Annotated in this window: 21 protein-coding genes; 6 read left to right on the top strand and 15 right to left on the bottom strand. The window is 72.8% G+C overall.

The window, feature by feature from the left end; all coding sequences use genetic code 11:
• Window positions 1-89 precede the first annotated feature (89 nt).
• Window positions 90-554: a redox-sensitive transcriptional activator SoxR gene (gene soxR, locus M5362_RS30230; RefSeq protein WP_260231009.1), complete on the bottom strand. Its 465-nt coding sequence runs from the start codon at window positions 552-554 to the stop codon at window positions 90-92.
• A gap of 101 nt (window positions 555-655) precedes the next feature.
• Here soxR and M5362_RS30225 point away from each other — a divergent pair, with 101 nt between their 5' ends.
• Window positions 656-1,117 (top strand): MaoC family dehydratase, encoded by a 462-nt coding sequence (locus M5362_RS30225; RefSeq protein ID WP_260231007.1) that lies wholly within the window; start codon window positions 656-658, stop codon window positions 1,115-1,117.
• On the opposite strand, the gene M5362_RS30220 is transcribed toward M5362_RS30225, so the two are convergent.
• The 3 genes from M5362_RS30220 to M5362_RS30210 form a co-directional block, all read right to left on the bottom strand.
• Window positions 1,108-1,743, bottom strand: coding sequence for a TetR/AcrR family transcriptional regulator (locus M5362_RS30220; protein WP_260231006.1), 636 nt, complete (start codon window positions 1,741-1,743; stop codon window positions 1,108-1,110). The genes M5362_RS30225 and M5362_RS30220 overlap by 10 nt on opposite strands.
• A gap of 74 nt (window positions 1,744-1,817) precedes the next feature.
• On the bottom strand, window positions 1,818-2,105 hold the full coding sequence (locus M5362_RS30215) for a YiaA/YiaB family inner membrane protein (RefSeq protein WP_260231005.1): 288 nt from the start codon (window positions 2,103-2,105) through the stop codon (window positions 1,818-1,820).
• An 88-nt stretch (window positions 2,106-2,193) separates the two neighbouring features.
• A complete protein-coding gene (locus M5362_RS30210) occupies window positions 2,194-3,345 on the bottom strand; it encodes an acyl-CoA dehydrogenase family protein (protein ID WP_260231003.1) in 1,152 nt (383 codons plus the stop codon).
• A 72-nt stretch (window positions 3,346-3,417) separates the two neighbouring features.
• Between M5362_RS30210 and M5362_RS30205 the strand changes: the two genes are divergently transcribed.
• From M5362_RS30205 to M5362_RS30195, 3 genes are all read left to right on the top strand, one after another.
• On the top strand, window positions 3,418-4,095 hold the full coding sequence (locus M5362_RS30205) for a TetR/AcrR family transcriptional regulator (RefSeq protein ID WP_260231002.1): 678 nt from the start codon (window positions 3,418-3,420) through the stop codon (window positions 4,093-4,095).
• Between the two features lie 113 nt (window positions 4,096-4,208).
• Window positions 4,209-4,904: a helix-turn-helix transcriptional regulator gene (locus M5362_RS30200; protein ID WP_260231001.1), complete on the top strand. Its 696-nt coding sequence runs from the start codon at window positions 4,209-4,211 to the stop codon at window positions 4,902-4,904.
• A gap of 119 nt (window positions 4,905-5,023) precedes the next feature.
• On the top strand, window positions 5,024-5,950 hold the full coding sequence (locus M5362_RS30195) for a DMT family transporter (protein ID WP_260231000.1): 927 nt from the start codon (window positions 5,024-5,026) through the stop codon (window positions 5,948-5,950).
• 12 nt (window positions 5,951-5,962) lie between these two features.
• Here the strand turns inward: M5362_RS30195 and M5362_RS30190 are convergent, their stop codons facing one another.
• The 11 genes from M5362_RS30190 to M5362_RS30140 form a co-directional block, all read right to left on the bottom strand.
• A complete protein-coding gene (locus tag M5362_RS30190; protein ID WP_260231036.1) occupies window positions 5,963-7,042 on the bottom strand; it encodes a Zn-dependent alcohol dehydrogenase in 1,080 nt (359 codons plus the stop codon).
• 28 nt (window positions 7,043-7,070) lie between these two features.
• Entirely contained in the window at window positions 7,071-8,462 is a 1,392-nt protein-coding gene (locus tag M5362_RS30185; protein ID WP_260230999.1) for an aldehyde dehydrogenase family protein, read from the bottom strand.
• 348 nt (window positions 8,463-8,810) lie between these two features.
• Window positions 8,811-9,284 carry a DUF3574 domain-containing protein gene (locus M5362_RS30180; RefSeq protein WP_260230998.1) on the bottom strand — a complete coding sequence of 158 codons (474 nt, stop codon included), beginning with the start codon at window positions 9,282-9,284 and terminating at the stop codon, window positions 8,811-8,813.
• Window positions 9,285-9,407: 123 nt separating this feature from the next.
• Window positions 9,408-10,163, bottom strand: a complete 756-nt coding sequence (locus M5362_RS30175) for a class F sortase (RefSeq protein WP_260230997.1) — start codon at window positions 10,161-10,163, stop codon at window positions 9,408-9,410.
• Complete coding sequence (locus tag M5362_RS30170; RefSeq protein WP_260230996.1) at window positions 10,150-11,295, bottom strand: hypothetical protein; 1,146 nt, start codon at window positions 11,293-11,295, stop codon at window positions 10,150-10,152. The genes M5362_RS30175 and M5362_RS30170 overlap by 14 nt, the downstream gene beginning before the upstream one ends.
• A gap of 188 nt (window positions 11,296-11,483) precedes the next feature.
• On the bottom strand, window positions 11,484-12,962 hold the full coding sequence (locus M5362_RS30165) for a CitMHS family transporter (protein WP_260231034.1): 1,479 nt from the start codon (window positions 12,960-12,962) through the stop codon (window positions 11,484-11,486).
• A gap of 134 nt (window positions 12,963-13,096) precedes the next feature.
• Window positions 13,097-15,292, bottom strand: a complete 2,196-nt coding sequence (locus M5362_RS30160) for a molybdopterin oxidoreductase family protein (RefSeq protein WP_260230995.1) — start codon at window positions 15,290-15,292, stop codon at window positions 13,097-13,099.
• A 133-nt stretch (window positions 15,293-15,425) separates the two neighbouring features.
• On the bottom strand, window positions 15,426-16,166 hold the full coding sequence (locus M5362_RS30155; RefSeq protein ID WP_260230994.1) for a TetR/AcrR family transcriptional regulator: 741 nt from the start codon (window positions 16,164-16,166) through the stop codon (window positions 15,426-15,428).
• Window positions 16,167-16,190: 24 nt separating this feature from the next.
• Window positions 16,191-17,483 carry a hypothetical protein gene (locus M5362_RS30150; protein ID WP_260230993.1) on the bottom strand — a complete coding sequence of 431 codons (1,293 nt, stop codon included), beginning with the start codon at window positions 17,481-17,483 and terminating at the stop codon, window positions 16,191-16,193.
• Window positions 17,480-18,430 (bottom strand): hypothetical protein, encoded by a 951-nt coding sequence (locus M5362_RS30145; RefSeq protein WP_374214550.1) that lies wholly within the window; start codon window positions 18,428-18,430, stop codon window positions 17,480-17,482. The genes M5362_RS30150 and M5362_RS30145 overlap by 4 nt, the downstream gene beginning before the upstream one ends.
• Window positions 18,427-20,523 carry a right-handed parallel beta-helix repeat-containing protein gene (locus tag M5362_RS30140; RefSeq protein ID WP_260230992.1) on the bottom strand — a complete coding sequence of 699 codons (2,097 nt, stop codon included), beginning with the start codon at window positions 20,521-20,523 and terminating at the stop codon, window positions 18,427-18,429. Before M5362_RS30140 ends, M5362_RS30145 begins: the two co-directional genes overlap by 4 nt.
• 151 nt (window positions 20,524-20,674) lie before the next feature.
• Between M5362_RS30140 and hmgA the strand changes: the two genes are divergently transcribed.
• Complete coding sequence (gene hmgA / locus M5362_RS30135) at window positions 20,675-21,997, top strand: homogentisate 1,2-dioxygenase (RefSeq protein ID WP_260230991.1); 1,323 nt, start codon at window positions 20,675-20,677, stop codon at window positions 21,995-21,997.
• Window positions 21,998-22,090: 93 nt separating this feature from the next.
• The gene (locus M5362_RS30130) at window positions 22,091-22,840 is read left to right on the top strand and encodes a GntR family transcriptional regulator (protein WP_260230990.1); all 750 of its coding nucleotides are present in this window, start codon (window positions 22,091-22,093) and stop codon (window positions 22,838-22,840) included.
• Window positions 22,841-23,024: the final 184 nt, after the last annotated feature.

The following is a 23,024-nucleotide window of genomic DNA, read 5'->3' as shown; positions in this document are numbered from 1 at the left end:
GCGGGCCCCTCCTCGTATACGGCCGGGTGCCGGGGGCCTGCCGTTCCCGACGCCCAGGCCCCTCCTCGTACGCGCCCGGGTGCCGGGGCCTACCGTTCCCGGCGCTCCCCCATCAGGCGGGAGCCGGTGATGTGCTCGCCGATCGCGTCGTCGGGGTTGGACAGGACGCAGTTCTGCAGCGAGAGACAGCCGCAGCCGATGCAGTCCGTCAGATGGTCCCTCAGCCGTCCGAGCTGCTTGATCCGCTCGTCCAGCTCGGTGCGCCACGCCGCCGAGAGCCGCGCCCAGTCCTCGTTGGTGGGCGTGCGCTCCTCGGGCAGTTCGGAGAGCGCGACGCGGATGGTCGCCAGGGGGATGCCGACGCGCTGCGCGGCCCGGATGAAGGCGACCCTGCGGAGCGTGTCACGGCCGTAGCGGCGCTGGTTGCCACTCGTGCGGCGACTGTTGATCAGGCCCTTGGTCTCGTAGAAGTGCAGGGCGGACACCGCGGCGCCACTACGCGCGGACAGCTGGCCGACGGTGAGTTCATGGACTTTCTCTGGAATCTGCGGCACCCCTCGAACCCTACTGTCCGTTGACAGCGGGGCCACCACCCCACATGCTGAGCAAGCGCTTAGAAACTGGAGTCACAGCTTCACGAAGGGACGAGCGAGACATGGCTGAGCCGAGGATCTTCACCTCCGCCGAGGAACTGCGGGCCGCGGTGGGCGAGCCGCTGGGACACAGCGACTGGCTGGAGGTCGAGCAGAAGCGGATCGACCTCTTCGCCGACGCGACCGGCGACCATCAGTGGATCCACGTGGACCCGGAGCGGGCGGCCTCCGGGCCGTTCGGGAAGACCATCGCGCACGGCTATCTGACGCTGTCGCTGCTGCCCACCCTGGTGCCGCAGATCATGCGCGTCGAGGGCATGAAGATGGGCCTCAACTACGGCACCAACAAGGTCCGTTTCCCCTCCCCCGTACCGGTCGGCTCACGGCTCCGCGCCGGCGCCGTCCTGACCGAGGTCACGGATGCCGGCGGCGGGGTTCAGGTGACCGCGACCGTGACGGTGGAGCGCGAGGGCGGCGACAAGCCGGTCTGCGTCGCCGAGTCGGTCTCCCGCTACTACTTCTGAGCCCCGACCATCCGCAGCACGAGGTCGGCGTAGAGCGCGCCGACCTCGTCCGGCGTCCGGCGGCCCTGGACGTTGAACCAGCGCGACACGTCGATGCAGAGGGAGAGCACCGCGACCGTCGTGCCCGCCACGTCCGGCACGTCGAACTCGCCCGCCACCACACCCTCGTTGATGATCCTGCGCACGGTCGCGTCGGACTCCCGGCGCAGCGCCACGATCTCGGTGCGGTGCTCGGGGCCGAGGGCGTCGAGCTCGTACTGGACGACCCGGGCGGTGGTGTGCCGCTCGGCGTGCCAGCGCACGAAGGACCGTACGGCGGCGGCGAGCCGCTCACCCGCCGTTCCCTCACCGTCCGCCGCGGCCCGGAGGATCTCCAGGGCCCTGTCGTGGCCGATGCGGCTGATCCGGTGGAGGAGCTCTTCCTTGGTCTTGTAGTGGATGTAGAGCGCGGCCGGGCTCATGCCGGCGCGGCCGGCGATGTCCCGGGTCGTGGTGGCGTGGTAGCCGCGCTCGGCGAAGGCCTCGACGGCCGCCACGAGCAGCCGCCTGGCCGCCTCCGGCGTGACCTCGCTCCACGGCACGTCCTCGCCGCCGGGCGTCTCCTCCGCCGCGTCCGCCGCGCTCATCGCTCGCCCCTTCTCAGCCGGCCGTCAGGACCAACACCATACAACGAAGCTGAGCAAGCGCTTAGAGCTCGGGCTCAGAGCTTCTGGAAGGGATCGTGCTCGGCGAGGAGCTTCTCCAGGCGCGCCTGATCGACCCGGCTGACGATCTGCCCGGCCTCCTGCCGGTCGCGGACGACCTTGGAGAGGGTGAAGGCGGAGGTCGTGAGGTAGAGCACGGCGATGGCGAGGAAGGCACGCACCCAGGCGTCCGCGTCGAGGTTGTAGATCCCGATGGCGACGGCGGCGAGCGCGAGCCCGAAGGAGATGACGGCCTGCAGGTAGTAGGCGGCCGTGTTCTGCTGCTTGACCGATGTGTCACTCATGGACGACAGCATCGGACGGATGTGGTGCGCGCCACATCCGTCCGGATACTCAGGGGCGCATCGCGACGTACTCAGCCGGACGACCCGCTCAGAACGCCGACACCCCCGTGAGCGCACGGCCGATGATCAGCTTCTGGATCTGGCTCGTGCCCTCGTACAGCGTCATCACGCGGGCGTCGCGGAGCAGCTTGCCGACCGGGTACTCGTCGATGTAGCCGTAGCCGCCGAAGACCTGGAGGGCGTTGTTGGCCGCGCGCACGGCCGCCTCGGAGGCGTACAGCTTGGCCTTGGAGGCGGCGGTGGCGAAGTCCTGGCCCCGGTCGATCAGATCGGCGACCCGCCAGGTCAGCAGCCGGGCGGCGTCCACGTCGACGGCGATGTCGCTGATCAGCTCCTGCACCAGCTGGTAGGAGGCGATCGGCTTGCCGAACTGCTCGCGCTCCCCCGCGTAGCGGACGGCCGCGTCGAGGGCCGCCTGCGCGATGCCGACACAGCCGGCCGCGACCGACATCCGCCCCTTGGCGAGCGCGGACATGGCGACGGAGAAGCCCTTGCCCTCGGGACCCAGCATGGCGGAGGCCGGGACGCGGACGTCCTCCAGGACCAGCTCGGCGGTCGCCTGACCGCGCAGACCGAGCTTGCCGTGGATGGTGCGGCGGGTCAGGCCGGGGGTGTCGGTGGGGACGAGGAAGGCGGAGACGCCCTTGTGGCCGGGGGCGTCGCCGGTGCGGGCGAAGAGCAGCACCACGTCGGCCCAGGTGCCGTTGGTGATGAACATCTTCGAACCGTTGACGACGTACGTGTCGCCGTCGCGGACGGCCCTGGTGGAGAGGTTGCCGGCGTCCGAACCGGTGCCCGGCTCGGTCAGCCCGAAGCAGCCGAGGGCGTCGCCGGAGGTGAGCCGGGGCAGCCAGGCGCGCTTCTGCTCCTCGCTGCCCCAGGAAGCGAGGGTCTTGGTGACGAGACCGAGCGAGACGGAGACGATGCCGCGCACGGAGGAGTCGCCGCGCCCGAGCTCCTCGGTGACGAGGCAGTAGGAGAGGTGGTCACCGCCCGAGCCGCCGTACTCCTCCGGGATCGTCAGGCCGAGGAAGCCGACGGCGCCGAGCTTCTTCACGATCGACCGGTCGACGTTCTCGCTCCGGTCCCACGCGACGACGTGCGGGGCGACCTCGCGCGCGACGAAGTCCTCGGCGAGCTGCCGTACGGCTTCCTGTTCCTCGCTGAGCTCCAGGTTCACTACGCCACCGACCTTCGTGAAGACTTTAATTAGCACCGCTAGTTTATCGTGCGCAGGCCTACTATGTGCGCCATGGCCCGACCGCGCAAGCCCCTCCTCAGCAGAGAACGCATCGTCGAGACGGCGAGCGCGCTCGTGGACGCCGAGGGCCTCGCGGCCGTCTCGACACGGCGGCTCGCGGCCGAGCTGGGGGTGAGCGGACCGTCGCTCTACAACCACTTCCGCACCAAGGACGAGATCCTCGACGCGGTCGCCGACGCCGTCAGCGCGAAAGTCGACCTGTCGATGTTCGAGGAGGGCGACGGGCGCGACTGGCGCACCGCCCTGCACGACTGGGCGGCCTCCTACCGCGCCGCCCTCGCCGACCACCCCCACATCGTCCCGGTCCTGGCGCAGGGCCCGGGCCGCCGCCCGGCGGGCCTGAAGGTCGCCGACGCGGTCTTCGGTGCGATGGTCCGGGCGGGCTGGCCGCCCGCGCAGGCGACGTACATCGGCGCGCTCATGCGCTACTTCGTCACGGGCTCGGCCCTGGGCTCCTTCGCCCGCGGCTTCGTCGACGACGAGACGGCCTACGACCCCGCCGACTACCCCCACCTCGGCCAGGCGCACCTCCTCGCGGAACACCGGCAGAAGGTCGACGAGGGCGCGTTCGAGACGGGGCTGCGGGCACTGCTCGACGGCCTGACCATGCAGTACGAGGCGGGGGTACGGGGAGCCTGGGCGCGGCAGGGCGCACCGAGCGACTCGTAGCGGCGGTACGGGACGGGGTGCGCCCCTCCGGGTGGCGAGGCCCTTCGGCGAAGGACCGTTCGACGAAGGACCTTTCGGCGAACGCCGAAACGTCGGTGCGGGACCCTGGGGCCATGGCCTCCAAAGACCTCGCCGCACTCGCCGCACTCTTCGCCGACGAGACCCGCGCCGCGTTCGTGCTCGCCCTGCTCGACGGGCGGGCCTGGACCGCCGGGGAGCTCGCCCGGCACGCGCGCGTGGCGCCGTCCACCGCCAGTGAGCACCTCGGGAAGCTCGTCGCGGGCGGGGTGCTCGCCGAGGAGCGGCAGGGGCGGCACCGCTACGTACGGCTCGCCGACTCCGGGATCGCTCACCTGGTCGAGGATCTCGCCGCCCGCTCCGAGCCCGGCCGGAAGGCGCCTCCCCGCACGCTGCGGGCCGCGAGCGCGGGGCAGGCGATGGCGCGGGGGCGTACGTGCTACGACCATCTCGCGGGGCGACTCGGGATCACGATCGCCGAGGCGATGACCGCGCGCGGACTGCTGCGCCAGGACACGGGGTTCGCGCTCACCGACCGGGGTGTCGCGTGGTTCGGGGAGCGGGGGCTGGTCCTTGAGGCGAAGGGGCGGCGGCCGGTCGCCCGGGGCTGCCTGGACTGGACCGAGCGCAAGCCGCATCTCGCCGGGATCGCGGGCGCGGCCCTGTGCCGGCACGCTCTGGACAGCGGCTGGTGCGTGCGGATCGGGTCCGAACGGGCCGTCAAGGTGACCGCCGACGGGGAGCGCGCGCTCCACGAGGCCCTGGGCATCGACCCGGTGGTGCTGCGATGAGGGGGAAGCCCCGCGACCTCGCGGTGCACGACGTGGCGGTCAACGACAGTGCGGTCAGCCACAGTGCGGCCAGCGATATTGCGGTGAAGACCGAAGGGTCCGGGGCCTACGGTCGCCCCATGACCTCCTCCCGCTCCACCGAGCGTCTCGCACTCGCGGCCGCCGGCGTCACCGTCGTCCTCTGGGCCTCCGCCTTCGTCTCCATCCGCAGCGCGGGGGCGGCCTACTCGCCCGGCGCGCTCGCCCTCGGACGGCTGCTGTCCGGGGCGTTCGTCCTCGTGGCCGTCCTGCTGGTCCGGCGCGAGGGGCTGCCGTCCCGGGCGGCCTGGCCGGGGATCGCGGTCTCCGGACTCCTCTGGTTCGGCGCGTACATGGTGGCGCTCAACTGGGGCGAGCAGGAGGTGGACGCTGGCACGGCCGCGATGGTCGTGAACATCGGGCCCGTCCTGATCGCCCTGCTCGGCGCCCGGTTCCTCGGCGAGAAGCTGCCGCCCCGGCTGCTCGCGGGCATGGCGGTGTCCTTCGCGGGCGCGGTGGCCGTGGGGCTCTCGATGTCGGGCGAGGGACACGCCTCGGTGCTCGGTGTCGCGCTCTGCCTGCTGGCGGCGGTCGCGTACGCGGGCGGTGTCGTCGCGCAGAAGCCCGCGCTGGCACACGGGAGCGCCCTTCAGATCACGACCTTCGGGTGCCTGGTCGGCGCGGTGGCCTGTCTCCCCTTCGCCTGGCAGCTCGTCGACGAGGCGGCCCGCGCACCGCTCTCGGCGACCCTGAACATGGTGTACCTCGGGGTCTTCCCGACCGCGCTCGCCTTCACGACCTGGGCCTACGCCCTTGCCCGTACGACCGCGGGCCGGATGGGCGCGACGACCTACGCCGTACCGGCGCTCGTGGTCGTCATGGCCTGGATGTTCCTCGGCGAGCTGCCGGGGCTGCTCACTCTCGCGGGCGGTGCGCTGTGTCTGGCGGGTGTGGCGGTCTCGCGCTCGCGGCCGAAGCCCCCGTCGAAGGCTCCGGCCGACGGCGCCGAGACCACCACGACCGTCTAGGGCGTGTCGGCATCAGAAGAGGACGAGCGCCCGGCCGCCCTTGCCCGCGATCATGTTGTCGAAGGCGCCCGGGATGCCGTCCAGGGTGATCCGCTCGGTGACCAGCGCGCTCAGGTCGAGGCGGCCGGCCCTGACGTGCTCGGCGAGGACGGGCAGGTCCTCGGCCGGGTCGCAGTTGCCGTACACGCAGCCGGAGAGCGTCCGGCCCCAGTGGAAGAGCTCCAGGGCGTGGAAGGTGACCTGCTGGTCCTTGCCGCCGATGCCGACGACCGTGGTGCGGCCGCCGCGCCGGGTGGAGTCCCAGGCGGTACGGATCGTGGTGGCGCGGCCCACGCACTCCACGGCCACGTCGGCGCCCTGCCCGCCCGTCAGCTTCCGGACCTCCCTGGCGGTGGTCTCCGAGGCGACGACGTACTCGGTCGCCCCGGCCGCCCGCGCCAGGGCCTCCTTCTCCGGCGACACGTCGACCGCGATGATCGGCGAGGCGCCCGCGATCCGGGCGGCCTGGAGGGTGGCGAGGCCCACGCCTCCGACGCCGTACACGACGACGGACTCGCCCTGCCGCACCCGCGCCGAGTGGTGGACCGCGCCCCAGCCGGTGAGGACCGCGCAGCCCAGCAGGGCCGCGTCGGTCAGCGGAATCCCGTCCGGGACGGGCAGGACGCAGTTCGCCGCGACGACGGTCTCCTCGGCGAAGGCGGCCACGTTGAGGCCGGGGTGGAGCGCGGTCCCGTCCTCGGTGGTGGCGTGGACGTTCCCCGATCCGCTCAGCGCGTCGACGCAGAGCCAGACCTCGCCGAGCGTGCAGGGGTGGCAGGAGCCGCAGGACGGCGCCCAGTTGAGGACGACACCGTCACCGGGGGCGACATGGGTGACGCCTTCGCCGACGGAGACGACCGTGCCGGCGCCCTCGTGGCCGAGCACGGCGGGGACGGGCACCCGCATCGTGCCGTTGGAGAGGGAAAGGTCGGAGTGGCAGACCCCGGCGGCGGCGAGGCGCACCCGGACCTGGCCGGGGCCGGGCTCGGGCAGTCGGATGCCGGCTATCTCCAGCGGAGAGCCGACGGCGGGCAGGAAGGCGGCGCGGACCAGGCTCATGACGCGTCTTGCTCCTCGGGGCTCAGAACTGGAGGGACTTGGTCTGGAGGTACTCGGAGAGGCCGTGCGCACCGAGTTCGCGCCCGACGCCCGACTGCTTGTAACCGCCGAACGGCGCCAGCGGGTTGAAGCGGCCGCCGTTGATGTCGACCTGGCCGGTGTCCATCCGGCGGGCGAAGGCGACGGCCGCCTCCGGCTCGCCCCAGACGGCGCCGGCGAGCCCGTACACGGTCCCGTTGGCGATGGCGAGGGCCTCGTCCTCGTCCTCGTACCGCAGGATCGAGACGACCGGGCCGAAGATCTCCTCCTGGGCGATGGTCATGTCCGGGGTGACGTCGGCGAAGACGGTCGGGGAGACGTAGTAGCCGGTCTCGCGCGGGGCCTCGGGGCCGCCCGCGACGATCCGGGCGCCCTCCTCGACGCCCTTCTCGATGAAGCCGCGCACGCGCTGCTGCTGCTTGGCGTTGACGAGCGGCCCGACGCGCTCGCCGGGGACGTACTTGGCGACGGCCTCGGCGGCCAGCGCCACCGCCTCCTCGTACCGGTCGGCGGGGACGAGCATCCGGGTCCACGCGCTGCACGTCTGGCCGGAGTTGGACATGACGTTGGCGATGCCGACGGCGACGGCCTTGCCGAGATCGGCGCTCGGCAGGATGACGTTGGCTGACTTGCCGCCCAGTTCCAGGGCGACCCGCTTGACCGCGCCGCCCGCGAGGGCGCCGATCCGCCTGCCGACGGCCGTCGAGCCGGTGAAGGAGACGAGGTCGACACCCTCGTGCTCGGCGAGCGCCTGGCCCGCGACCGGGCCGAGACCGGTGACGAGGTTGAAGACGCCGGCCGGGATGCCCGACGCGTGGACCGCCTCGGCGAAGAGCTGGGCGGTCAGCGGGGTGTCCTCGGCGGGCTTGAGGACGACGGTGCAGCCGGCCGCGAGCGCGGGGGCGACCTTGGCGACGATCTGGTGGAGCGGGTAGTTCCACGGGGTGATCGCGCCGACGACGCCGACGGGCTCGGAGTAGACCGTGGAGTTGCCGACCTTCTCCTCGAAGGGATGGGTGGCGGCGAGCTCGGCGTACGAGCCGGCGACGGCGACGGGCAGGCCGGCGTGGACGGCGGCGGCGAGCTGCGGCGGGGCGCCGAGCTCGGCGGTGACCGTGGCGGCGATCTCCTCGGCGCGGGCCGCGAGGCCGTCACGGAGGGCGCCGATCAGCTTGGCGCGCTCCGCGGGCGGGGTGGCGGCCCAGCCCGGGAAGGCGGCGCGGGCGGCGCGTACGGCGGCGTCGACGTCCTCGGCGGTACCGGCCGGGACATGGGCGATGACCTGCTCGTCCGCCGGGTTGACGACCGGGATGGTCTCCGTGGAGGCGGCGCGTCGCCACTCCCCGCCGATGTACATCGCGTCGTGGCTCTTCATCCGCTGCTCCTTCGGTCCTTCGGTCGTACGGTCTGCGTCGCCGGCCACTCGGCGCCCGGCGACGGCGCCTGTGCACGTGGGCACCCGAGCGCCATGGCGCCCGAGCGCCTTGACGCCCGAGCGCCGTGGCACCCGAGCGCCTTGACGCCCGAGCGCCGTGGCACCCGAGCGCCTTGACGCCCGAGCGCCCGTGCACCTTGGCGCTCGTGCGCCTTGACGCCCGTGCACCTTGGCGCTCGTGCGCTTCGGTGCGAGCACTTCGGCGCCCGAGTGATTCGGCGCCCGCACCAAACTAGCGCTGTTAGTTTTTTGGCGCCAGAGCGGCTTCGCCCGCCTCGGTGGCCGGATTCAGAAGTCGGCCCGGGTCGGCTCGTCGAGCCGGGCCACGGACTCCTGCCCGAAGGCCCTCCGGTACGCCTCCCTGATCGCCTCGATCCGCGGATCGTGGAGCCGGGCCTCCGACGCCGGATACAGCAGGATCAGCTCGTACGAACGCTCCCGTTCGATGGTGCCGCTGCCGTCGCGCCACTGTCCACGCCCGTTCTGGACAGTCAGGCCCGCCGGGAAGCCGGGCGTGACCTCGCGGTCGACGAAGGCCAGGAACTGCTCGTCGGTGACGGCCGGACCGCCGTCGGGGCGCTCGGTCCCGAAGAAGAGCCGGGTCTCGACGTACGCCTTCCCGCGGGCCTGCGCCGTGACCGGGGGCCGCTCGGGCGGGTCCTCGCCGAGGGTGGCGTACGCGGCGGGGGCCCCGGCCGCGATCAGCGCTCCGGCGGCGGCGACGGCGACGCGGGTACGGATGGTCGGCGGGCGGACGGACACGAGGCCTCCTCGCGGTTCGGGGGCGGACGGGGCCCGAGCCCGTCTCCGGGCCGGGCTCGGGGCACGCCGAGGAGCGCCGGCCCGGGGGACGTCGGGCGGCGCGTCTCGGAACGCTCGGAACGCTCAGGACCTCTGCTCGACGTCGACGCCCGTGAGGTGGGCGAAGACGACGACGTTCGCTTCGTAACCCTTCTTGGGGTCGAAGGATCCGCCGCAGGTGAGCAGCCGGAGTTCGGGGCGCCTGGTGGAGCTGTACACCTCGCGGTCGGGGAAGTCCTCCTTGGCATAGGTACGGACCTTGTCGACCGTGAAGACGGCGACCCGGCCGTCGGCCCGGGCGACCCGGACGGTGTTGCCGGGGGCGAGCGAGTCGAGGTTGATGAAGACGGCGGGCCCGGTGCGGGTGTCGCGATGGCCGACGACGATCGCCGTCCCGGGCTCGCCCGGGGAGGGCCCGCCCGCGTACCAGCCGACGATCCGTGGGTTCTCGACCGGTGGGGTACCGAGCTTCCCGGTCCGGTCGAGCGTCAGGTCCATGACCGGAGCCTCGATGGTGATCGCCGGGACGGAGAGGCTGGTGGCCCGGGAACGGGTCAGGGGCGCGGGCGACGGCGCGGACCGCGGCGTGGGCTTGGCCGTGGCCCCGGGCCGTGGCTGCGCCTTCGGCTTCTGGTCCGGCCCGGGCACGGCCCGGGCGGCGGCGGAGTCCGCTGCCGCCCGGTGCGCGGCCGGGCCGGCGAGCGCCGACGGGGCGGACCACTCCCCGTGCTGGGCCCACCAGATGCCACCGCCGGCCAGGGACAGCGTCACCACCACCGTCCGGACCAGCCGGAGGAGGCGCCGCTGCCTGCGCGTGGTGCGGAACCTACGAGGCGCCATGCGTGCGGCGGCGTGCCCGGCGGACGAGGATCAGGCCTGCCGTGCCCGCCAGGCCGGCGGCGAGAGCCGATCCGACGCCGAAGGCGGAGCCGCTCTCGGGGGTGCCGGCGCTGCCGCCGCCGCCCGCGCCGACCGGGCCCTGCGGGGGCCTGCCGGTGCTGCCGCTCCAGCTGTTGCCGCTCTCGCTGCCGGTACCGCTGCCCCCGCCGTTCCAGCTGTTGCCGGTGCCCGTGCCGTTGCCGTTGCCGTTGCCGCCGCCGCCGTTCCAGCTGTTGCCGGTGCCCGTGCCGTTGCCGTTGCCGCCGCCGCCGTTCCAGCTGTTGCCGGTGCCGCTGCCGGTACCGGTACCGGTCTCCTTGCCCGTACCGCTGCCGCCGCCGTTGCCGTTCCCGCCGCCGTTGCCGTTCCCGTTCCAGCTGTTGCCGCTGCCCGTGCCGTTGGAGCTGCCGCCACCGTTCCAGCTGTTGCCGTTGCCGTTGCCGCCGGCGTTGGGGTTGCCGGAACCACCGCCGTTCCCGCTGCCGGTCCCATTGCCACTGCCGTTGCCGTTGCCGTTGCCGTTGCCGTTGCCGTTCCAACCATTGCCGGAACCGCCGTTGCCGGAACCGCCGTTGCTGGCGCTGGCGCTTCCAGCACCTCTGCTCGCGGTGCTGCCGCTGCCGTTGCTGCCGCTCTCCGCCTTCGACGACGGGCTGGCAGGAGCGTCGCAGTCGACGCGGAAGTCCCTGTTCTTCTTGGTGCCCGTCTGGCCCGCCCAGGTCCACTCGATCCTGTACGCGCCGTCGGTCAGCCGCAGGTCCGGGGTGATCCCGCGGCCTGCCGCGTCGACGGTGAGCGTGCCGTTCGTGGTCACGCTGTCCACCGGTCGCTGCGGCGCGATCGTCCAGTTGACCTGCTGCAACCCCTCGAAGTTGAACCCTGCGAGGTAGAACGTGCAGACCCGGGGCTCGCTGGTCCGGTCGGTCACGGTCGTACGACGTGGTTCGCCGGGGCCGCCGGCATGGTGCACCTTGATGTCACCGTTGTCGCCGGGCGCGGCGAAGGCGGTGGGCGCACCTGCCAGCGCGGCACTGCCCAGGGCGAGCGACGCGGCGGCGATGGACAGCAGAGGACGAACTGCCAGAGCGGTCATGCGGGGTTCCTCCAGTCATGAAGACGTCGGACGGATCAGCCGATAATCTGACTATCTGTCACAACGGAAGTACGGAGGGTTCACCGATGCGGCGACACCCTCCGTATTCACTCCCCCGGCCGATGATCAGGCCGACGATCGGGCCGTGATCGGGCCGGCGACCGGATCGCTCTCCGCGCCCCTCGCCGTCAGATGATCCCGAAGAGGATCCCCGACGCGAGGACCACCAGCGAGGTGAGCGCCGCCCACTTCACGGTGAAGCGGGTGTGGTCGCCGAACTCCACCTTCGCCATGCCGACCAGGACGTACACGGCCGGGACCAGCGGGCTGGACATGTGCAGCGCCTGGCCGGCGATCGAGGCCCGGGCGATCTCCAGCGGCGAGACGCCGTGGGCCGCGCCCGCCTCCGCGAGGACCGGCAGGACACCGAAGTAGAAGCCGTCGTTCGACATGAAGTACGTGAGCGGGAGGCTGAGCACGCCGGTGACCAGCGCCATGTGCGGGCCCATGCCCTCGGGGATCGCGCCGACGAGCCAGTCGGCCATGTGCTTGACCATGCCCGTGCCGGTGAGGACACCTGTGAAGACGGCGGCGGCGAAGACCATGCCCGTGACGTTGAGGACGTTCTCGGAGTGGGCGGCGATCCGGGCCTTCTGGTCGGACATCTTCGGGTAGTTGACGGTGAGCGCGAGCGCGGCGCCGAGCAGGAAGAGGACCGGGATCGGCAGCAGTTCGAGGATCATCGCGGTGAGGAGGGCGACGGTGAGACCGGCGTTGAACCAGTACAGTCCGGGCCGCAGGGTCGCGCGGTTCGGGTCGAGCCCCTGGAAGCCCCCGTCGGCCCCTTCGGACAGCCCGGGCGCGCCGCCGGAGCCCGTAACGGAGGCGCCGGAGCCCGTACCGGAGGCGGCACCCGAGGCCGCACCGGAAGCACCGGACCCGCCGGAGGCCTTCGGCCGGTCCGTACCGCCGTCCGTGCCGCCGTCCGTGCCGCCCCCCGCGGCCACCAGGACGGCCTCGGTCTGCGGCTCAAGGACCTCGTCCAGGGTCAGGTAGCCGATGCGCCTGCGCTCCCGGCGGCCGAGGACGTACGCGAGGGCGAAGACGAAGAGCAGGCCCATGCCGAGCGCGGGGATCATCGGGACGAAGATGTCGGCCGCGTCCACCTTGAGCGCGGTCGCGGCACGGGCCGTGGGCCCGCCCCAGGGCAGGGTGTTCATGACACCGTTGGCGGTGGCGGCGACACCGGTCATCACGACCAGGCTCATCCCGAGCCGCTTGTAGAGCGGATACATCGCCGAGACGGTGATCATGAAGGTGGTCGAGCCGTCACCGTCGAGCGAGACGATCGCCGCCAGCACCGCCGTACCGACCACCACCCGTACCGGGTCGGCCTTGCAGAAGCGCAGGATGCCCCGGACGATCGGGTCGAACAGGCCGACGTCGATCATCACGCCGAAGTAGACGATGGCGAACATCAGCATCGCGGCGGTGGGCGCGAGCTTCTCCACGCCGTCGATGACGTAGTCGCCGAGCTGTGCCCCCTGCCCCACGGCGACACAGAACAGCGCGGGGATCAGCACGAGCGCCGCGATCGGCGACATCTTCTTCATCATGATCAGGACCAGGAAGGTCGCGATCATGGCGAAGCCGAGGACGGTCAGCATGGAGGGCACCTCACGTTCACCTTTGAACTCCCACCGGGGCGGCTCCCACCGGTGCGGCGTTCGGATGACGTTAGGTGCCCCCTTCCGCGCTCAGCAAGGTGTTGACCTGTGAGCAATACGAGCAAAACACCAGGTCAAGGCAGGGGGGTCAGCTCCACGGGGAAGCCGTTCAGGACGGCCGTACCGGACAGCGGGTCCAGTCGCGAGCCGTCGAGGAGCTGGTTCACATTGACCCCGGGGCGTGCGGCGGCGACCGCGAGGCGGGTACCGGGCCGGTCGTGACCCCAGCCGTGCGGCAGGCTCACCACCCCGCTCCGTACGGCGTCGGTGACCTCCACCTCGACCTCCAGTGCACCGCCCTCGGCCGCGATCCGGGCGGGCTTGCCGTCGGCGAGGCCGAGCCGGTCGGCGTCCGCCGGGTGGACCTGGAGCGTGCACCGGTTCGAACCGCTGTTGAGGGACGGCGCGTTGTGCAGCCAGCTGTTGTTGGAGCGCAGATGGCGGCGGCCGACGAGGACCAGGCCGCCGGGTGCGGTGCCGAGGGCGGCGCGCAACCGGGGCAGGTCGTCGGCGATCGGCGCGGGCAGCAGCTCGACGCGTCCGCTGCGGGTCTTGAGCGGTCCGGGGAGGCGGGGTTCGAGCGGGCCGAGGTCGATGCCGTGCGGCGCCCGGAGCAGGTCGTCGAGCGTGAGGTCGTACGGGCCGAGGCGGAGCATCATGTCGAGGCGGCGCAGGGGCCCGGTCGCGCCGCTCAGCCGCGCCGCGACGGCCTTGGGGTCCGCGCCGTGGACGGGCGAGTGCTCCTGCGCGACGGCCTTGGCGAGGGTGGTGTCGATGGCGAGGTCGTCGACGGCCGAGGGCGGGGCGCCGTGCATCCCCGAGACCGCGAGGATCAGCCGGGCGTGGATCTCGCACTCGTCCATCCGGGCCTCCTCCAGCGGCACGGCGGCCGGGGTGAAGCGGACCTGGTTGCGGACGGCGAGGCCGTTGAAGGAGAAGTCGAAGTGGGCGCTCCGCGAGGGCGGCGGAGGGGGCAGGACGACATCGGCGTGGCGGGTGGTCTCGTTGAGGTACGGGTCGACGGCGACCATGAGGTCCAGGGAGCCGAGCGCCCGGTCGAGGCGCAGCCCGTCGGGCGCCGACAGGACGGGGTTGGAGGCGAGGGTGATCACCGCGCGGACACGCCCCTCGCCTCCCGTCTGGATCTCCTCGGCGAGGGCGGCCATGGGCAGCTCGCCCTTGGCCTCGGGGTGGCCGGAGACCCTGCTGCTCCAGCGGCCGAGCGTGAAGCCCTTGCCGGGGCCCGCCGGCCGGGGCGCGGGGGCGGTGGCCGAGAGCGGGAAGAGCGCGCCGCCGGGGCGGTCGAGGTTGCCCGTGAGGATGTTGAGGACGTCGACGAGCCAGTTGGCGAGGGTGCCGTACGCGACGGTGGAGCTGCCCATCCGGCCGTAGACGGCGGCCGTGGGGGCGGCGGCCAGCTCCCTGGCGACGGTACGGATGGTGGCGGCGTCCAGGTCGCAGGCGTCCGCGACGGCCTCGGGAGTGAACTCCCGTACCGCCTCCCGGACGTCCTCCACCCCCAGGACGTGCTCGGCGAGCGGGCCGGGGTCGGCGAGGTCCTCCGCGAAGAGGGTGTGGACGAGCGCGGCGAGGAAGAGGGCGTCGGTGCCGGGGCGGATGGCGACATGACGGTCGGCGAGGCGCGCGGTACGGGTACGGCGCGGGTCGACGACGGTGAGGGTGCCGCCGCGCCTGCGCAGGGCCTTGAGTTTGCCGGGGAAGTCGGGGGCGGTGCAGAGACTGCCGTTGGACTCCAGGGGGTTGGCGCCCAGCATCAGCAGGTGGTCGGTGCGGTCCAGGTCCGGGACGGGGATCGCGAAGGGGTCGCCGAAGAGCAGCCCGCTGGAGACGTGCTTGGGCATCTGGTCGAGCGTGGAGGCGGTGAAGAGGTTCCGGGTCCGCAGGGCGCCGATCAGCAGGGGCGGGTAGAGGGCGCCGGCCATGGTGTGGACGTTCGGGTTGCCGAGCACGACCGCCACCGCGTCCGGACCGTGCTCCTCGATCAGGGGCCGGATCCGGGCGGCGACGGTGTCGAACGCCTCTTCCCAGGTGGCTTCCTGGAGGGTGCCGTCCTTGCGGACGAGCGGCCCGGCGAGACGGTCGGGGTCGGCGTCGACCTCGCCGAAGGAAGCGCCCTTGGGGCAGATGAAGCCCTGGCTGAAGACGTCGTCGCGGTCCCCTCGGGCGCCGGTGACCCGGTCGCCGTCGAGGGTCAGCGTCAGCCCGCAGGTGGCTTCGCAGAGCGGGCAGATGCGCAGGGCGGTGGACATGGCGACTCCCTGGAGCGGCGGCGGTGACGCGCGGGCACCAGCGAGCATACCGACCGGTAGGCATGCTGGGGAGGGGTCGGCCTCGGCCGATGCCGGGAGGCGCCCGGCACCTCGGCGCACGGCGCGGGGCGGGTCAGCTCAGCGAGGGCGCGAGGTAGGCGTAGAGGAGTTCACGGGTCTCGGCGATGAGAGCGGGGTCTCCGGACGGGGCCGTCCGGAAGGCGAGTTGGAGCAGCGCGTCGGCGGCCTCGACACCGACCAGGACCTTACGGCGCAGGGCGTCGTCGGCCGTACGGTCGAGGTGGGTGGCGAGGAGGCCGCAGAGGCGGTCGGCGACGAGGTGATTGGCGTCTTCGGCCGACGCCCCGCCACCTGTGGACGCGGAGGTGGCGGGGGTGGGGCCACCGGGTGCGGGGGCCGTGGGCGCGGGGCCCGTCGGGGCGGGGCCGCCGGGGGCGGGGGCCGTCGGGGCGGGGCCACCGGGTGTTGGGCCCGTCGGGGCGGGGACTCCGAAGTCGACGAGCGCGAAGCCGGGAACGGTGCGCTTCATCGCGATGTACTCGTCGAGCACGCTGTCGATCGCGCTGTACGCGTCGACCCGCCCGGCCGCGGCGAGACGGACGGTGATCCGCTCGGCGTAGCGGTCGAGGTTGCGGTGGGCGAGCGCGTCGGCCATCGCCCGCTTGTTGCCGAAGAAGCGGTAGACGGAGCCGATGGGGACGCCCGCGCGGAGGGCGACGGCGCGGGTGCTCAGCTGTTCGTAGCCGGTCTCGTCGAGGAGTTCGGCGCAGGCGTCGAGGATCCGGGCGAGGCGCTCGGCGCTGCGCTGCTGGACGGGGGTGCGGCGGAGGGATGGCTGGGGCACGGGGTCCATGATGCCGCTCCGTTCCCGATCGGGTCAGGCGATGAGCAGGCCGATGCCGCCGAGGGTGTACACGATCATCAGCGCGAACAGGGGAAGTTGGCCGGCCACGGCCCGGGCGGGCGGGAAGAGGCGCACGGAGCGGTCGTGCGCCGCGACGACGCCGAGGACGTGGCCGGTGACGATCGCGGCGACCTGGAGGGTGGCGAGGGCGCCGGGGGCCAGTGGTGGGGCGGGTTCGGGGGCGTTGTCAGTGCCCGCTGCCATCATGACGGTACGTGATCCTTCGGTGACGAAGAGTGTGAAGTAGTGGGCGACGAGGTAGCCGAGGGCGATGGGCAGGAGGGAGTGGGCGAAGGAGGTGAGGGGGGTGGTGAGTTCGCGGGACATCAGGCGCAGGGTGCCGGCGCAGAGGCCGTAGAGGACGGCGACGAGGGCGACGGCCGTGAGGAGGCCGAGGGTGGCGGTGGCGGTCGGGCCGAGGGGCGAGGTCTGGAGCGCCGTGATCCAGCGTGGGTTGTCCGAGAAGCCGTCGTAGGCGGTGGAGCCGAGCAGGACGCAGACGGTGGCGACGAGGCCGGGGGTCTGGGGGGTGGAGTCGAGGCTGTCGAAGGGTGAGCGCAGGACGAGCCGTCCGTCGGCGCGGCGTCCGAGCGGGGAGAGGCGGGCGAGGAGGGAGGAGTAGACCTCGAAGGGGTCGGCGTGGGTGAACCAGTCGGGGCCGTGGCGGGCGGCGCCGAGGAGGCCGATGGCCGTGAGGACGGCGAGGAGGGTCAGGAGGGTGGCGGAGGAGGCGGGGTCGGGTGCGACGAGTTCGAGCCAGGCGAAGAGGAGCAGTCCGGCGGCCGCGGGGCGGATGCCGAGGCCGGGCGGCAGCGGGCGGGTGGAGCGGGGGGCGGGCAGCACGGAGTGGAGGGCGCGCAGGGGGTTGAGGAGGCGCCAGACGGGACCGAGGAGCAGGGAGGCGGGGACGAGCCCCACCCAGAGCAGGACGTAGACGGCGCCGGGGGCGGGATTGCGGTCGGGGTCGTCGGGACCGAGGAGGAGGTGGAGCAGGACTGCCGTGGCCGCGGCCGCCCCGGCCAGCCGCAGGGCGGTGCGGGTGGCCGGCGCGTCGGCGAGACGCTGGACGGCGGCGGGCAGCGGGCGGCCCGCCAGGTCGCCGTGGAAACGGGAGGTCGGCCAGAGCAGGCCGAGGGCGAGGAAGGAGACGAAGAGCGCGGCGAAGGCTCCCGCGTAGGCGTAGAAGGGCGAGAGCGGCAGGTCGTGCTGGGAGCCGATGCCGTGGGCGAGGAGGTGCGGGGCGAGGAGGTGCGCGGGGGTGTTCACCGGACGACGAGCTGTGTCAGGAGGAGTCCCGAGCCGTGGGTCTCGACCTCGAAGAGGCCGGTGCGGTCGGCGGTGAAGGTGAGGGAGCCGGGTGCGCCGGGGGCGAGGGCGAGTTCCCGGTCGTAGCCGTGGACGTGGAGGGTGTCGGCGCGGTCGCTGGTGACGCGGAGGGTGATCCGCTCACCCTTCTTCAACTCGACGCGGGAGGGGGCCGGCTTGACGGAGGTCCCGGTGACGGTGATGTCGACGGTCCGGCCGTCCGCGGTGGCGGTGGGCGCGGCGGGCGTCGTCGGGGCGCCGGCCAGGGGGACGGCGACCTCGACCGGCTTGCCCTTGACCGCCCAGACGGTGTGGTCGTCCGCGTGGAGGCGGACGGTCAGGGTGCGGGCACCGGCCGGGACGTGGTGCCAGGGGCCGTAGGCCCGCTCTCCCTCGCTCCCGTCGACGAGAAGGCGGGCGTACCCGCGGCCCGGGATGGCCGCGCCGCCGACGCTCTCCGGGGTGAAGCGGAACCTCTCCACGACGAGGTGGACGTTCCAGCCGCCCTCGGTGTCCGGCCGTGTCTCGACGCGTACGGAGGGCGCCCCCTCGGCCGGCACCTCCCGGAGCCGGTGCCCGGCCTCGTCCTTCGTGGCGAGGAGCGTGCCGCTGCCCCCGGTCGCCTCCTCGTGGCTGGTGCCGGGCTTGTGGTGGGTGGTGGCCCGCCCGCCGCACCCGACGGCGGTCAGGGCAAGGGCGAGGACCACCCCGGCGAGGACGACGGCTTGGCGGCGGGGAGCCGCCCGGCGGCACGAGGCCGGCGCCGTGGGGCGCGGGGCCGTCGTCGCAGGGCGCCGGGCCGCCGCTGCGGGGAGCGAGGCCGCCGTCGCCCGAAGCGGGGTCGCCGCCCCGGGGAGCGAGGCCGTCGTCGCAGGGCCCTGGGTCGTCGCGGTGAGTCGGCGCCTCACTCCGCACCCCCCTGGTTCTCGCGCGTGGCGGCGGGCGCGGGGGCGGGGGTCGGGGCGGGGTCCTCGTCGTCCGTTCCTCCCGGGGCGCGGCGGCCCGCCACGATCACCGCCCACAGCACCCACACCACCGCGAGGAGACCGCGCAGCCAGGCGGGGCTGAGGGGGATCCCCGGGATCATCAGGACGGCCTTGTCGAAGGCGTCGAGGAGGGTGAGGGCACCTAGGGCGAGGGTGGTCCAGGCGAAGGCGGGGCGGGTCGGGCGCAGGGAGAGGCCCACGGCCGTCCACCAGGTCCCGATCAGGAGGAGCGCCACGGCCGGGAGGGGGCCGGAGGCGAGGCCCAGGGTGGAGCCGGCCACGTCCAGGGCCAGACCCGCGAGGCCGAGGAGCGTCGCCACGCCCGCGAGCCGGTGGCCGCGGAAGCGGCGCCACCACAGCGCGCCGCCCACGAGGGCGAGCACGACGGCGATGCCCAGGGCGAGCTGCGTCTCCACGCGCTGGATGCCCCGCGCGCCGTACCAGTCGCAGCCCGCGGGCAGCCGCCGCGCCTGGACGTTGTAGTCGGCGCACACGAGGAGGTGGGCGAGCTTGGCCGGTTCGCCGACGAGCCGGTCGGTGTTCCCGGAGACCTCGCCGCGGCGCTTCCCGCACTCGGGCAGGGCGCCGGGGGTCGAGGCCCCGGACGACCTGCCCTCGGACTGCCAGCAGTTGCCGCCGCCCTGGCCGTCCCACCACACGTCGGTGCGGTTGGGGCGGGAAGCGCCCGACCTGTCGACGCCCAGGTGGTTCCCGGCGTAGCGGTTGTGGTGGGAGGTGTCGGTCTGCTTGCCCCAGGCCGACTCGCCGCGGATGAAGGCGGGGACGGCGCTCAGGAAGAAGGCGGCGCGCTGGTGGCCGTACACCCAGTTGTTCTCGTACAGGTTCCAGTTGCCGCCCGCCGTGATGATGCCGGTGCCGGGCGGCATCGATATCTGGGGGCAGACGACACCCTGTTCGTAGCCGCGCTCGACGGGAGGCTTGGCACAGGTGCCGTCGGCGACGTACCGGTAGTAGTTCTGGTTGTTGTCGTGGATCAGGTTGCGCTCGAAGCGGGCGTGGTTCTGCGGGAGCCCCGGGTGGCCGGGGAAGGCGGAGTCCATGGAGGCGCCGCCCATGTTGTGGTCGAACTCGTTGTCGTGGACGTGGACGGAGTCGCCGGCCGTGCCGCTGTAGCCGACCATGTTGTGGTGGCTGCGGCAGCCGGTGATCTCGATGGAGTAGCGCGGGACGTCGTAGCCCCGGCCGTCGTTGATGTCGGAGGCCGAGCCGGGGTAGATGCCGGAGTCCCCGTTGCCGTACGACTCGCAGTTCTTGTACAGGCCGTGGTCGGAGGCGAAGGTGAGGAAGCCGTACTCGTCGTTCCAGCGGGTGAGCACGTCGTCGATGACGAAGCCGTCGGCCGCCAGCACGTAGAGCGAGTTGAAGGTCGTCCGCTGGGCGGTGAAGTTGCGGAAGTAGATGCCGTCCGAGCCGTCCGCGCGCAGGGCGTTGAGCTTCGTGTACTTGGCATCGATGACGACGTCGAGACGGGAGGCGCCGGTGCCCTCGATCTGAAGGTTCTTCTTGCCGAGGATGGCGACCAGGTTCTGGTTGTGCGGGCACTGCTTCTGCTGCTCGTACGACAGGATCTGGTAGCCGAGCGCCGACTTGGGGGCCTTCAACGCGGCGCAGGCGCCGGTCGGCGCGGGCTGTGAGGGCTCCTCCTCGTAGAGGCCGGGCAGGACGGCGATGGTCATGCCGGGCCGGTCGACGGCGTCGACGGCTTCCTGAAGGTGGCGGAAGCCGCTGCGGGTACAGCGGTCGAAGAGGGCCAGGTTCCGGGCCTTCACGGCGGCCGGGAAGCCGGAGACACGGCGGGTGAAGTCGGCCCGGTCGGTCTTGCAGACCAGGAGATCGGGCTCGCCGGTGCGCAGCGTCGGCACGCTGCCGGAGCCGTCGGGGAAGGTGACGGGCCGCTCCTCGTGGGCCTGGGCCCCGGGGGCGGTGACGAGGGCGGCGGCGAGCGCCGCGAGGACGGCCGAGAGCGCGACAAGGAGCCTGTGGGTCCACGACATGCGCGTGAGAGTAGAGCATTGTTCATCTTTTGGAACCCCTCATGCACACATCACGTCGAACCGAGACCCCGGAGACCCCGTTGACGCGAGCGGGCGCGGAATCCTACGGTCATGCATAGGATTGTTTGAGGCGTCAGGACAGGAGCGTGCGATGACCACGGAGAACACCGAGCGGGCGAGAAAGACGGCCGACGGACTCCAGTACTCCACCGGTTTCGGGAACGAGCACAGCTCGGAAGCCGTACCGGGAGCGCTGCCGCACGGCCGTAACTCGCCGCAGCGCGCACCTCTCGGCCTCTACGCGGAGCAGCTGAGCGGCAGCGCGTTCACCGAGCCGCGCGCCCACAACCACCGCTCGTGGCTCTACCGCATCCGCCCCTCGGCGGCGCACCCCCCGTTCACCCGGACCGACAACGGCGCCGTGCGCTCCGCGCCGTTCACCGAGACCGTCCCCGACCCGAACCGGCTGCGCTGGAACCCGCTGCCCGACCCGGCGCCGGGCACGGACTGGCTGGCCGGCCTCTGGACGCTCGGCGGCAACGGCGACACGGCCCAGCGCACGGGCATGGCCGTGCACCTGTACCACGCGAACGCCTCCATGGACCGGGTCTTCAGCGACGCCGACGGCGAGCTGCTGATCGTCCCCGAGCGCGGCGGCCTCCTCCTCCGTACCGAACTGGGCCTGCTCGCCGCCCACCCCGGCGAGGTCGCGCTGATCCCCCGCGGCGTCCGCTTCCGCGTCGAGCTCCTCGACGAGAGCGCCCGCGGCTATGTCTGCGAGAACTACGGGGCGCCCTTCCAGCTCCCCGACCTCGGCCCCATCGGCGCCAACGGCCTGGCCAACGCCCGCGACTTCCGCGCGCCCGTCGCCGCCTACGAGGACGTCGAGGGCCCGGTCGAGGTGGTGAACAAGTACTGCGGCAACCTCTGGTCCGCGACGTACGGCCACTCCCCGCTCGATGTCGTCGCCTGGCACGGCAACCACACGCCGTACGTCTACGACCTGCGGCGTTTCAACGTCATCGGGACGATCTCGTACGACCACCCGGACCCGTCGATCTTCACGGTCCTCACCTCGCCGACCGACACCCCCGGACTCGCGGGCGTCGACTTCGTCGTCTTCGCCCCGCGCTGGCTGGTCGGCGAGGACACCTTCCGGCCGCCGTACTTCCACCGGAACGTGATGAGCGAGTACATGGGCCTGATCGAGGGCGCCTATGACGCGAAGGCCGAAGGCTTCGTCCCGGGCGGCGGCTCGCTGCACAACATGATGTCGGCGCACGGCCCGGACCGGGAGACCTTCGACAGGGCCAGCGCCGCCGAACTGAAGCCGCAGAAGATCGACGACGGCCTGGCCTTCATGTTCGAGACCCGCTGGCCGGTCACGGCCACGGGTCAGGCCGCGGGCGCCGACCATCTGCAGAAGGGCTACGACGACGTATGGCAGGGTCTTGAGCGCCACTTCCGGCCGTAGAGTCTCGTAGCCGTCGAGCCTCACGGTCCCGGAGGCTCGCAGCCGTCGAGTCCCGCACTCCGCGAGTCTCGTTGTCGTCGTACGGAGAACGCCGTGACCGCCTTCGCTCCCGACTCGCTGGTCCTGAACCGCAAGCTCCCGCTCTGGTATCAGGTCTCGCAGTCGCTGCGCGCCTCCATACTGGGCCGCACGCCCGACGCCTCGCTGCGGCTGCCCACCGAGGAGCAGCTCGCCGCGCACTACGGCGTGAGTGTGCTGACGATGCGCCAGGCCCTCAAGGAGCTGGAGGAGGAGGGCCTGATCAGCAGACACCGGCGGCGCGGCACGTTCATCGAGCCCGGCGCCCGGCGCTCCACCCCGCGCCGGCTGCTGGGCTCGATCGACGCGATCGTGGCCCAGCAGTCCGGCGAGCGGACCACCGTCCTCGGGCACGGCCCCGAGCCGGTGCCGGGCGAGCTGGCCGAGTACTTCCCCGATGTGACGGAGGTGGTCGCCTACAAGCGGCTGCGGCGGGACGGGGAGAGCGGCGAGCCCACCAACTGGGCGGAGAACGCGGTACGGCCCGAGGTCGCGGCCGGACTCGATCCGGCCGATCTGGAGCGCTGGCCGATGACGAAGGTGCTGCGGGACGTGATGAAGGTCCGGATCAGCCGGATCACCGACACCGTCGAGGCTCGGCTCGCGGACCCCGAGACGGCGGCGCTGCTCCAGGTGCCGCTGCTCTCCCCGATCCTGCACTACACGGGCGTCACCTACGACGAGGACGGCCGGGTGGTGGACGTGGCCCGGATCCGGTACCGGGGCGACCGGTTCTCCTTCACCGTGACGGTCGAGGCGCACTGACCCCCGACGGCACAGGACGCCGCGCCGCCGGACCGTCCCGGCGGAGGCCCAGCGGACCGTCCCGGCGGAGGCCCAGCGGACCCTCCCAGCGAAGGCCCACCCGACCATGCCGGCGGAGGCCCGCAGACCGTCCCGGTGGAGGCGCCGGACCCTGCCCGGTGGGGCCCGGCGAACCACCGGCACG

Origin of the sequence: Streptomyces sp. Je 1-79 (assembly GCF_025195125.1) — a bacterium.
Taxonomy (GTDB): domain Bacteria; phylum Actinomycetota; class Actinomycetes; order Streptomycetales; family Streptomycetaceae; genus Streptomyces.
This window is presented reverse-complemented; position numbering and strand designations above follow the sequence as displayed.